This window comes from Mesorhizobium sp. BH1-1-4, assembly GCF_020165665.1.
In the GTDB taxonomy this organism is placed as follows: domain Bacteria; phylum Pseudomonadota; class Alphaproteobacteria; order Rhizobiales; family Rhizobiaceae; genus Mesorhizobium.
The window spans coordinates 14,323-25,856 of the sequence record NZ_JAIUIN010000011.1 but is presented as its reverse complement, the minus strand read 5'-3'; the positions used below and the strand labels follow the sequence as shown (position 1 = coordinate 25,856).

Here is an 11,534-nt window from a genome sequence, read left to right as displayed (position 1 = left end):
CCGGAGCGGTGGACCGCTTCGCGCTGGCTGCTTGCGCCGTGCCGGGAAGGCGCGTTCTATCGGGATCAACAAGGGCGACCTCAGAACCAGCGGTCATGGACGAAAAGAAGGCAGCAATCCTAGGCGAAATACCGCGCCTGCGCCGCTACGCACGCTCGCTCCTGCGCGACCGTGATTCTGCCGACGACCTCGTTCAGGACTGCCTCGAGCGTGCACTGTTGCGGCTTGACAACTGGCAGACGGGAGAAAGCCCCAGGAGGTGGCTGTTTACGATCATGCATCATTTGTTCATCGACCAGATGCGCAAGGTGAACCGTCGCGGCGAAGCCGCGATGCTGCCGCTGGAGGCGGGCGAGGCGGTTGCCCAGCCGGCCGAACAGTTGGAGGGCATTGCTTCGCGCGAGATCATCGACGCATTGCAGGCGATCAGCCCTGATCGCCGCGCGGCCCTGGTCATGGTCGCCATCGAGGGCTTTTCCTATGCCGAAGCCGCCAATATTCTGGGTGTGCCCGCGGGCACGCTGATGTCGCGCATCGCGCGTGGGCGTGAGGAACTGCGCGGGCTGCTGGACGACACGGCTCGCCGCCGCGCCATAAGGATCGTGGAGAAATGATCCGCCGCGATTTTTCCGAACGGGACATCCACATGGCGCTCGACGGCGAACTGCCGGCCGATGAGCGGGCCGCCTATGATGCATGGCTCGATGCCAATCCGGAGATGAAGGCGAGGAGCGTCCGCTTCACCGCCGACCGCGAGGCATTGCGTGCCGCCTTCGCTGGCGTGCCGGATGAGCCTGTTCCCGCGCGCTTGCGCAAGGTGGTGCTCGGCGAAGCGCCTGTTAAGACAGTCGTGCCACGCTCACGCTGGTGGCTTGCCGCCGCCGCGGCCGTGCTTCTCGCCACGGGCGGATTTGGCGGTTACTTTGCCGGCATCGACGGCTTCGGGCAGGAGGATCCGGCGGAGGATCAACTGGCCGAACAGGCGATCGCCGCCCATGTCATCTACGCCGCCGAGAAGCGGCATGCGGTGGAAGTGCCGGCCAGCGACAAGGATCATTTGCAGACCTGGTTGTCTAACCGGGTCGGCCTGAAGCTGGTGGCGCCGGACCTGAGCGCCAACGGCTTTCAGCTGATCGGCGGCCGGTTGCTGCCGGCCGGTGAAAGCAAGGCGGCGATGCTGCTCTACGAAGACGACAAGGGCGAGCGTATATCCCTCTTCGTGACGGCGGAATCGGCCGAGAATGCCAAGGGTACCTACGCCTCGGCGCAGGACGGCCCGCAGGCCGTCTACTGGCTGGACAAGGGCTATGGCTGCGCCGTCGTCGGTTCGCTGCCGCGCGAGCAATTGGCGGTCGTGGCCAGGAATGCCTATGGCCAGCTTCTGGCCGGTCTCGCCAGCTGAGACGTTGCGATCTTGCGCGGCCGGCTGGCTTGAAGAACAGCGATTGCGTGCAAAGCTTGCCGGCTTCCTTGCCGCCGGGGAAACTGTCACAATTCGGCCCTAATCAAGGAGCGATAGCGCTTGATGAATGCCGGCGTTTCGGCCGGTGTTCGCGACGCTTTTGACCGGGGCCGTTTCCGCAACGCAATCGAGGTTTTCTCAAGCCGCATGCCTGCCGAGATCCGCACGGCCCGCGCGTCCGACGTCGATGATCTCGCCGCCATCGAGAAGGCTGTGTTCTCGAGCGACCGTATCTCCCGCCGCTCTTTCCGTCAGTTCATCGAGCGCGAGACCGCCGAGACGCTGGTCGCCGAAATCGACGGCCGCGTCGGCGGTTACGCGATCGTGCTGTTTCGCAAGGGCAGTGGTGTGGCGCGGCTTTATTCCATAGCCGTCGGCCCGTTTTTCGGCGGGCTCGGCATCGGCCGTCAATTGCTGTCGGCGGCGGAAGAAGCCGCTTTCGAACATGACCGCATGATGCTGCGTCTCGAAGTGCGCGAGGACAATGGCCGTGCCATCCGCATCTACGAGCAGGCCGGCTACCGCAAGATTGGCCGCGAGCCGGGTTACTACGAGGACGGTGCGACGGCGCTGCGCTACGAAAAAACCCTGCGCGGCGACCTTCCGGTCGCCACCAGGGTGCCGTTCTACCAGCAGACCTGCGAGTTCACCTGCGGGCCATGCTGCCTGATGATGGCCATGGCCAATTTCGATCGTGGCTTCGTTCCGGACCCGGTGATGGAAATCCGACTCTGGCGTGAGGCGACGACCGTCTTCATGATGTCTGGACCGGGCGGCTGCGAACCATTCGGCCTGGCTGTCTCGGGCTATGAAAGCGGGCTTGCGGCGGAGATCTACGTTTCCTTCTACGGCGCGCTGTTCCTGCAATCGGTACGCAGCGCGGACAAACGCCGGGTCATGGAACTCGCCCAGGTCGACTTTCGCCGCCGCGCGGAACTTTACGGTATCCCGGTGAATTACCGTCCGTTCACCATAGACGATATCAGGGCGGCTCTCGCCGGAGGAAAACTGGTGCTGGTGCTGATCAGCGGCTTCCTGATGTTCGGCAAGAAGGTACCGCACTGGGTGCTCGCCATTGGCGATGATGGCGACCATATTCTGATCCACGATCCGTGGGTCGAGGATGAAAGGCAGGAAACCATCCTTGATGCCGCCAACATTCCCGTGCCTTACGGCATCTTCATGAACATGGCCCAGTTCGGCCGCGACGGACTGCGCGCCGCCATCACTTTGGGAAAGAGATAATGACCTGGGTCATTCTTACCGGCAGGCAGAGCGATCTCGACCAGGTGGCGACACCGCACAAGATCATCACCAATCGCGACTATCTCGCGCATCCCTCGCTGTTCCGCGGCCAGCGGCCGAAGGTTATCAACCTGTCGAACAATTACGGCTACCAGAGCCGCGGCTATTACGCCTCGCTGCTGGCGAGTTCGCGCGGACACAAGGTCATCCCGACCGTCGAGACGATGATCGACCTGTCGGAGCGCAAGCTCTACGAGCATGCCTTGCCGGAACTGGAACTGGCGCTCAACAAATGCCGCAAGGATCTCGGCGGCACCTTTCCGGCGAAGGTCTGCATTTTCTTCGGCATCGGCCCGTCCAAGGTCTGGGACCGTTTTGCCAAGCTGTTGTTCGACTGGTTCCGGGCGCCGGCGCTCGAAGTCCACATCAAGGACAGCGCCGAATGGGCTTCGATCCGCAAGATCGGCTTCCATCCGCTGGCGCGCATGACCGAGGACGAGGAAAAAAGCTTCATCCAGTGCCTGGAGACCTACACCAACCGCGAGTGGCGCGACACCAAGGGCCGCACGCCGGCGCGCTACACCTTCGCCACGCTGGTCGATCCGCATGAGGAATTGCCGCCCTCGGAAATCTCCTCGCTGCGCTACTGGGCCAAGATCGCCGAGAAGATGGGGGTCGAAATCGAACCCATCACCAAGAAGGACCTCGCCAAGCTGGCGAACTACGATGCGCTGTTCATCCGCGAGACCACTTCGATCTCCAATCACACCTATCGTTTCGCCCGCCGCGCCCAGCAGGAAGGCATGCCGGTCATCGACGACCCGCTGTCGATGATCCGTTGCACCAACAAGGTCTATCTCAACGAACTGATGGCCTACAACAAGGTGCCGGTGCCGCCGACGGTGATGATCGCCGGCACCTCGGATCTGGAGCTCGCGGCACAGACGCTGGGTTTTCCGCTGGTGCTGAAGATCCCCGATTCCTCGTTCTCGCGCGGCGTCAAGAAATGCGCCAATTTCGAGGAGCTGAAGACGCTTGCCACCGAATGGCTGGAGGATTCGGACCTCCTGATCGCGCAGAAATTCATTCCGACCGAATATGACTGGCGTGTCGGCGTGCTCGGCGGCCAGCCGCTGTTTGCCGTACACTATCTGATGGCCAAGAAGCACTGGCAGATCGTCAACCACAAGGCCAATGGCAAGCCCGACCAGGGCGGCATCAAGACCTTCACGCTGAAGGAGACGCCGGCCCATGTCGTCGAAACCGCTGTCAAGGCGGCGCGCTGCATCGGCGACGGCCTCTATGGCGTCGACCTCAAGGAGACCAAGGACGGTGTTTTCGTCATCGAGGTCAACGACAACCCTAATCTCGACCATGGCTGGGAGGATTCCGGCGAGAAGGACGAGGTCTGGGTGCGGCTGACGCAGTGGTTCCTGGAGCGGCTGGACCGGCCGGGACGGTAATTCAACCGAGGGCAAAGATGCAGTTCATCGTGATCGAGGATTTCACCGGCTGCGACCGCAAGGATATCTACCGCCGCTTCCGCGATCGAGGTCGTCTGAAGCCGGATGAGCTTGTCGTTCACCACAGCTGGATAGCGGCGGATATGAGCCGATGCTTCCTGTTGGTGGAGACGAATGACGTCACGCTGCTGCAGCGATGGGTCATCGAATGGGCTGATCTGGTCGAGTTCGAGATCGTGCCGGTGGCGACCAACAAGGACATGGTGGCGGCCTTGAGCGGCCACCTCTGACAAACGGGAGCTGACAGGTCAGCGCAGCGCCGGCGAACCCACAGCGCGCCGGCATTCGCCGACAAGCCAATCGCGAAACGCGGTCACCACATCGCGCGTGGCGCTGCGCTCCGGGATGGTCAGGCAATAGGGCTGGCGTAGCGCGATCGCCCCGGCGGCGGGCCGGACCAGCCTGCCGTCCTCCACCGCTTCGGCGCAATAGATCCCTTGCGCCAGCGTCACGCCCAATCCGGAAATGGCCAAGTCGAGTGCCGCGCGCGATGAATTGGCCGACAGGCCGCGCCGCACTCCCCGGCCAGATTGGGCATTCGTCGCCTCGAACCAGTTGCGCCAGGACGGAAACGAAGCGCCGGTCGGTCCCCAATCCGTGTGGATCAGCGGCAGCCCGGCGAGCGGCTCGCCGTCTACCTTGTTGGTGCCGACAAGCTTTGGCGCGCAGACCGGATAGACGGCGTCCCTGGCAATGTCCTCGGTCGGATGTTCACGATAGTGCGGGCCGTAGGAGAGCCTGATGTCGATCAGTTCGCGGTCGAAAGGCACCGGGTCGTCATCGCCACGCAGCGATATGTCAGCAGCGCCATGGCTTTCGACGAAGCCGGCCAGACGCTGCGAAAGCCAGCCCATGGCCATGGATGGCGGCACCGAAACCACCAGGCGCGGGCGGAATGCATCGCCGCCCAGCTCGCGCGAGACGCTGCCGATCTCCTGGAAAGCCACGGTCAGCCGCGGCAACATTTCCACGCCGGCCTCGGTGAGGACAACGCGCCGGTTGACCCGCTGAAACAGCTTGCGGCCCATCTGCTCCTCCAAGGTGCGGATAAGCTGGCTGACGGCGGCAGCCGAGACCGAAAGTTCTTCCGCCGCCGCGACAAAGCTGCCCGCACGTGCGGCGGCCTCGAAAGCCTGAAGCCCTTTCAGGGATGGGGATGTGAACATGATCGCCAGATAGACAAGCCTGGCTTATCCAAATCGCAGGAATCGTCGTTTTTGGAAAGCTTTTTCGCGGACTAGAGTGATTTCATCAATCTCGAGCCTGGATCGAAGCCGATGGATCATCGCGACATCATCGCGTCACTGACGTCAGAAGAGCGCAATCGCCTGACGGCCAAATCCGATGTCGCGGGCCTGTTCCAGTTCGGCGCTCACTTGGGCGCGATTGTCATCATTGGATCGCTGATCGCGGCCAAGGTGCCGTTCTGGCCATTGCTGATGCTGCCGCAAGGCATCCTGATCGTGTTCCTGTTCACACTGCTGCACGAGACGGTTCACCGCACGGCTTTCAATACGCAGCGGCTGAACGACGGCGTGGCGCGGCTGTGCAGCCTGGCCATCGCGCTGCCCGCCGACTGGTTCCGTTACTTCCACTTCGCTCACCACCGGTACACGCAGGATCCGGAAAACGACCCCGAGCTTGCCTTCCCGAAGCCTGAGACCTTGCGGCAATACATTGTCCACGTCTCGGGCCTGCCGGTGTGGTGGGGGCATTTCAAGACGCTATGCATCAACGCGCGTGGGGACTGCCACGATAGCTATGTGCCGCCAAAAGGCCTGCCCAAAGTGCGCGCCGAGGCACGTGCGATGATCGCGTTCTATGTCGTGGTCCTGGCGCTTGCCGTGTGGTTTCACGCAACGGTGCTGCTCCATGTCTGGATCATTCCCGCTCTGTTGGGACAGCCATTCCTGCGCCTCTATCTGCTTGCCGAGCACGGCCGCTGTCCGTTCGTCGCCAACATGCTGGAAAACACCAGGACGACGCTGACCAACTGGGCGGTGCGCAAGCTGGCCTGGAACATGCCGTTCCATGCCGAGCATCACGCCTATCCGGGCGTGCCTTTTCATCAATTGCCGCGATTTCACGCGCTGATCGAGCGGCACCTGAAGGTGGTCGAGCCCGGCTATGTCAGCTTCCACGAGAGATATCTGGAAACGCTGAACTGAGTTCGCTCCGATGCTGTCAGCCGGTCTGGCTGCGCGGCGCACGCGCTTTCAACAGGCGCTGGATATCCGCTGCCTTCGACGGCACGCCGATCAGATAGCCTTGCGCCTCGACACAGCCATTGTCGCGCAGCATGTCGAGTTGCCTCTCGGTCTCGACACCCTCGGCCGTGACGACGATGCCAAGCTCGCTGGCAAGACCGATGATGGAGCGGACGATCGCCGCCGTGTCGCGGTTGCCCATGTCGCGAATGAATGATCGGTCGATCTTGATCTTGTCGACCGGAAAACGCCTGAGGTAGCCGAGCGAGGAATAGCCGGTGCCGAAATCGTCAAGCGCGATGCGGATGCCGAGCTCACGCAACTGGCGCAGCGTTTTCAGCACGGCCTTGCTCTCGTCCATCAGTACGGTTTCGGTGATCTCCAGTTCCAGCTGTCCAGCCGGCACGCCGGAAAAAGCCAGTGCCGAGATCACGTCGCGGGCAAACCCGCTGCTTTTGAGCTGCACCGCCGAAACATTGACGGCGATGCGTAAACCGGGCGGCCAGCTTGCCGCCGCCGTACAGGCTTTCCTCAGTGCCCACTCGCCAAGCGGCACGATCAGCCCGGTCTCTTCGGCAACCGGAATGAAGTTGTCCGGCCCGACAGTGCCGCGCGCCGGGGAATGCCAGCGCATCAAGGCCTCCGCGCCGATGATCTCGCCCGAGGCGATGTTCATGATGGGCTGGAAATCGAGATCGAACTCGTGGCGCCGCAGCGCGGTCTCCAGGTCGACTTCAAGCGCCCTGCGGGCCTGCACGACGGCGTCCATTCCTGGTTCGAAGAAGCGATAGAGGTTTCGCCCTTCGCTCTTCGCCCGGTAGAGGGCCGTGTCGGCATTCTTCAGAAGCGCGTCGGCGTCACGACCGTCGGCGGGAAAAACGGCGATGCCCAGGCTGACGCCGACATGCATCTCGCGGCTCTTGTCGCGAAATGGTTTTGCGATGGCCTCGACGATGCGCTTCGCCAGTTTCTCGGCATCGGCAATCCCCTTGAAGTTCGACTGGATGATGACGAATTCGTCGCCGCCGAAACGGGCGATCATGTCCGCATCATTGCGCAGGCAACGCTGAAGTCGTTCGGCCACGCTCTTCAACAGCCAGTCACCGGCGGGATGTCCCCAGGTGTCGTTGACCGCCTTGAAGCGATCGAGGTCGAGCGAGAAGATCGCCAGAGGCGTGGCTCCCACATCCTCCAGCGCAAGGTCGAGCCGTTCGCGAAACATCGAGCGGTTGGGCAGCCCGGTCAGCGTGTCGTGATGCGCAAGATGGGTCATGCGTTCTTCGGCCAGACGGCGTTCCGTCACGTCGTCGAACGTCGCCACCCAGCCGCCGCCGCTCATCGGCTGGCGCACGACCAGGATCGTCCTGCCGTCGGCAAGATGGCGATAAGTCGAATGCATTTTCCCCGCCCGCCGGCAGGCTTCGGTCCTGGCGACCTCGCTGTCGACGTCGATCTTCGTGTAGATGCCGAGTTCCAGCAATCGTTCGAGCGCCTCGCGGTGTGTCGTTCCAAGCGGGAAGTCGGCCGCCGTGACATTGTACAGTTCCAGAAAACGCCCGTTGCGCACGATCATCTTGCCGTCGGCGTCATACATCAGCAGGCCTTGCGACATGTTGGCGAGCGCTGCGTCGAAGCGGCGATGCTGCTCCTTGAGATCTTGCTCGGCGCGCCGCTGTTCGGTGATGTCCTCGTAGATCGAGACCCAGCCGCCCGAAGCCAGCGGCCGGTGCGAGATAAGAATGATATGGCCGTCCGACAGGATTTCTTCGTAGGTCGAAGGTTTCGCCTGGTCGATATAGGGCCTACGGATGGCGTAGAGTTCGTCGGCGCTTTGCGAGGCGACGCCGAGGTCGACGCTGTGCCGCAGGATGTCGATGAAGCCGATGCCAGGCCGCATCACCGTGGCGTCGAGATGGAATATGTCGATGTAGTTGCGGTTGCAGATGATCATGCGTTCGTCGGCGTCGAACATGCACAAGCCGTGCGACATGTTCTCGACGGCGGCTGAAAAGCGCTCGTTTTGTTCGCGCAGCTCATCTTGCATGCGGCGAGAGCGTTCCATGCCTTCGGCCGCCCGTTTCGGGACGACCGAACCATCCTTGACATCCACGACGGGCATGAGGCGCCCCTGCGGTGCTTGATCGAACACCACACTGTTGACGCTTCCGGTTAATTTAGCGTTCTCTACCCTAGCGCGGATGTCGCAACGTGGTGTCTTGACGTCTCGATCGCCGAAAACCGCTCCAGGAACGCATCCTGTGCCCAGGTCACCGAGCGTGGCGTGAAGTCGAAACGCTCGGCGGAAAAACCGCGCGGGCGGCCGAAGAACTCGGTCGCCTCGGTGGTCGAAAAGCCGGCAAGCAGTGTTGCTTCGAAATAGGCGGCGATCTGGTCGGCGCGCTTGATCTCCCTGCGCAGGATGGCAGTCGGTTCGGGAGGCAGCGAGAAACGCAGATGGATGGCGCGCTGCAGGCGCAATTCGCAATCCTTGTAGCTGCCGCCCATCACCGACTTGAATGGCGAGATCATGTCACCGATGACGTATTCGGGCGCGTCGTGCAGCAGCGCCGCCAACTGGTCGTCGGCCGAAGCCTGGGGCACCAACTCGTTGAACAGCGCCTCGACCAGCAGTGAATGCTGGGCGACCGAAAAGGCATGCTCGCCGCTGGTCTGGCCGTTCCAGCGTGCGACGCGGGCAAGCCCATGCGCAATGTCCGAAATCTCGATGTCGAGCGGCGAGGGGTCGAGCAGGTCGAGCCTGCGGCCGGACAGCATGCGCTGCCAGGCTCGTGATGGCGCGCCGGTGCGGTCCGCCGCCATCAGGCTTCCTCAGCGCCGACGGTTTCCTGCGGGAAACTGAATTTGGCCCAGCTGGGGATAGTGAGCGTCACCGGTACGTCGCCTGCCAGGATCGGCTGGCCGGCATCGAGCGCCGCCTTGACCCTGTCGATGCGGGCGATGGCGAGTCCGGTCAGGGTGGCGGTCGAGCCGAGCACGCCGACCGGCCGTCCCTCGACGGTGAGTTCGGTCCCGGAGGTGGGCAGGGCAAGCCTGGCCTCGACAATCAGCACGCGCCGCCGGGCGGTACCCCGATGCTGCATGCGCGAGACGACCTCCTGGCCGACATAGCAGCCCTTCTTGAAGCCGACACCGCCCATCTCGTCGAGAAGCACGTCGTGCGGGAAAGCGTCGCCCAACGCATAATCGGCACCGCTCTCCGCGACGCCGTGGGCGATGCGAAAGGCCTGCCACGCGGCGACGTCGCCGGTATCCGCGGTGTCGGCATAGAAGCGCGTGACGCCTTCGTCGCCAAAACGGCTGTCGGCGACCGAGGTTGAATCACTTTCTGAGGCGATTGACTCTTTTCCCCAGGCGACAGTGACAAGCGTCTGTTCCGGCTTGGCAATCTCGACCTTGGCGCGAAGCTTGTAGAGCATCAGCCGGCGAATGAAATCATCTGAAACATCGGCACGGCATTCGATGCGGAAGGCGTTTTCTCCCGCTCGTGAGATCAGGAAGTCGAACAGGATCTTGCCTTGCGGCGTCAACAGCGCGCCCGGCTTGGCCTCACCTTTGCCAAGCGCATCGAGATCGAGGGTCAGGATGTTTTGCAGAAAGTGTTCGGCATCCGGGCCGGAGACGGAGATAAGCGCGCGGTCTTTCAGCGGGGCAAAGGGCATGGAGCGGATAAAAGCCTGATCTTGCAAAACGGTTGGCCATTACGTAAGCCGCTGACACTCCCCCCGCAAGAGAGCATCACCATGACCTACGACCTCATCCTGACAGGCGGCACAGTGGTCAATCATGACGGCGAGGGGCTGCGCGACGTCGGCGTGAGGGGCGGGCGCATCGCCGCCATCGGCGATCTGCGCCAGGCCTCGGCCGGCGAGACGATCGACTGCCGGGGCCTGCATATCCTGCCGGGCGTCGTCGACAGCCAGGTGCATTTCCGCGAGCCCGGACTGGAGCACAAGGAAGATTTGGAAACGGGTACGCGGGCGGCGGTGCTGGGCGGTGTCACCGCCGTGTTCGAAATGCCCAACACCAACCCGCTGACCACAAGCGAGGCAACGCTTGCCGACAAGGTCCGGCGCGGCAGCGGCCGCATGCATTGCGATTTTGCTTTCTGGGTCGGCGGTACTCGCGACAACGCCAGGGATGTCGGCGAACTTGAGCGGCTGCCAGGCGCCGCGGGAATAAAGGTCTTCATGGGTTCGTCCACCGGCGATCTGCTGGTCGAGGACGACGAAGGTGTCGCCTCGATCCTGCGAAACACCCGCCGCCGCGCCGCTTTTCATTCGGAGGACGAGTTCCGGCTGCGCGAGCGCCTGGGCGAGCGCATCGAGGGCGATCCGTCATCGCATCCGGTCTGGCGTGACGAGATCGCCGCCTTGCGCTGCACCGAAAGGCTGGTCCGCATCGCGCGCGACGTCCGCGCCCGCATCCATGTCCTGCACATCTCGACCGCGGAGGAAATCCTGTTCCTCGAACAGCACAAGGATGTCGCGACCTGCGAGGCGACGCCGCACCATCTGACGCTGAGCGCCGACGACTATGCGCGGCTCGGCACGCTGATCCAGATGAACCCGCCGGTGCGCGACAAGCGCCACCGCGACGGCGTCTGGCACGGCATTGCGCAGGGCATTGTCGACGTGCTCGGCTCCGACCACGCGCCGCACACATTGGCCGAGAAAGCAAAATCCTATCCGGCCTCGCCCTCGGGCATGACCGGCGTGCAGACTCTGGTGCCGATCATGCTCGACCACGTCAATGCCGGCCGGTTGACCCTGCAGCGCTTTGTCGATCTCTCCAGCCATGGCCCGCAGCGCATCTTCGGCATGGCTGGGAAAGGCCGCATCGCAGCCGGTTATGACGCCGACTTCACCATTGTCGACATGAAGCGGCGCGAGACCATCACCAATGCGCAGGCCGGCTCGAAGGCGGGCTGGACGCCTTATGACGGCAAGCAAGTGACCGGCTGGCCTGTCGGCACCGTCATTCGCGGTCAGCGCGTCATGTGGGAAGGCGAGATCGCGACGCCAGGCCAGGGCAGGGCGGTGGAGTTTTCCGAGGCGCTTGTCTAGACCCGCAAGGCGA

Annotated in this window: 11 protein-coding genes; 7 read left to right on the top strand and 4 right to left on the bottom strand. The window is 63.1% G+C overall.

The window, feature by feature from the left end:
- Positions 1–95: 95 nt before the first annotated feature.
- The 5 genes from LB569_RS19460 to LB569_RS19440 all read left to right on the top strand — a co-directional run bounded on the left by LB569_RS19460 (position 96) and on the right by LB569_RS19440 (position 4,460).
- Positions 96–614, top strand: coding sequence for an RNA polymerase sigma factor (locus LB569_RS19460; RefSeq protein WP_140710660.1), 519 nt, complete (start codon positions 96–98; stop codon positions 612–614).
- Entirely contained in the window at positions 611–1,402 is a 792-nt protein-coding gene (locus LB569_RS19455) for an anti-sigma factor family protein (RefSeq protein ID WP_224693725.1), read from the top strand. The genes LB569_RS19460 and LB569_RS19455 overlap by 4 nt, the downstream gene beginning before the upstream one ends.
- Positions 1,403–1,609: 207 nt before the next feature.
- Complete coding sequence (locus LB569_RS19450) at positions 1,610–2,707, top strand: peptidase C39 family protein (protein ID WP_224693814.1); 1,098 nt, start codon at positions 1,610–1,612, stop codon at positions 2,705–2,707.
- Positions 2,707–4,170: a RimK family protein gene (locus LB569_RS19445; protein WP_140710664.1), complete on the top strand. Its 1,464-nt coding sequence runs from the start codon at positions 2,707–2,709 to the stop codon at positions 4,168–4,170. Before LB569_RS19450 ends, LB569_RS19445 begins: the two co-directional genes overlap by 1 nt.
- Positions 4,171–4,187: 17 nt before the next feature.
- Positions 4,188–4,460 carry a DUF3303 domain-containing protein gene (locus LB569_RS19440; protein ID WP_224693724.1) on the top strand — a complete coding sequence of 91 codons (273 nt, stop codon included), beginning with the start codon at positions 4,188–4,190 and terminating at the stop codon, positions 4,458–4,460.
- Between the two features lie 18 nt (positions 4,461–4,478).
- Here LB569_RS19440 and LB569_RS19435 read toward each other — a convergent pair whose 3' ends face one another.
- Positions 4,479–5,396, bottom strand: a complete 918-nt coding sequence (locus LB569_RS19435; RefSeq protein WP_224693723.1) for a LysR substrate-binding domain-containing protein — start codon at positions 5,394–5,396, stop codon at positions 4,479–4,481.
- A 111-nt stretch (positions 5,397–5,507) separates the two neighbouring features.
- On the opposite strand from LB569_RS19435, the gene LB569_RS19430 reads away from it, so the two are divergent.
- Positions 5,508–6,398, top strand: a complete 891-nt coding sequence (locus LB569_RS19430) for a fatty acid desaturase family protein (protein ID WP_224693722.1) — start codon at positions 5,508–5,510, stop codon at positions 6,396–6,398.
- 16 nt (positions 6,399–6,414) lie between these two features.
- On the opposite strand, the gene LB569_RS19425 is transcribed toward LB569_RS19430, so the two are convergent.
- The 3 genes from LB569_RS19425 to LB569_RS19415 all read right to left on the bottom strand — a co-directional run bounded on the left by LB569_RS19425 (position 6,415) and on the right by LB569_RS19415 (position 10,117).
- A complete protein-coding gene (locus LB569_RS19425; protein WP_224693721.1) occupies positions 6,415–8,556 on the bottom strand; it encodes a putative bifunctional diguanylate cyclase/phosphodiesterase in 2,142 nt (713 codons plus the stop codon).
- A 65-nt stretch (positions 8,557–8,621) separates the two neighbouring features.
- Positions 8,622–9,257, bottom strand: coding sequence for an HD family hydrolase (locus LB569_RS19420; RefSeq protein ID WP_224693720.1), 636 nt, complete (start codon positions 9,255–9,257; stop codon positions 8,622–8,624).
- Entirely contained in the window at positions 9,257–10,117 is an 861-nt protein-coding gene (locus tag LB569_RS19415; RefSeq protein ID WP_224693719.1) for a YgfZ/GcvT domain-containing protein, read from the bottom strand. The genes LB569_RS19420 and LB569_RS19415 overlap by 1 nt, the downstream gene beginning before the upstream one ends.
- An 81-nt stretch (positions 10,118–10,198) precedes the next feature.
- Here LB569_RS19415 and LB569_RS19410 point away from each other — a divergent pair, with 81 nt between their 5' ends.
- Positions 10,199–11,521, top strand: coding sequence for a dihydroorotase (locus tag LB569_RS19410; protein ID WP_224693718.1), 1,323 nt, complete (start codon positions 10,199–10,201; stop codon positions 11,519–11,521).
- The last annotated feature ends 13 nt before the right edge of the window (positions 11,522–11,534 follow it).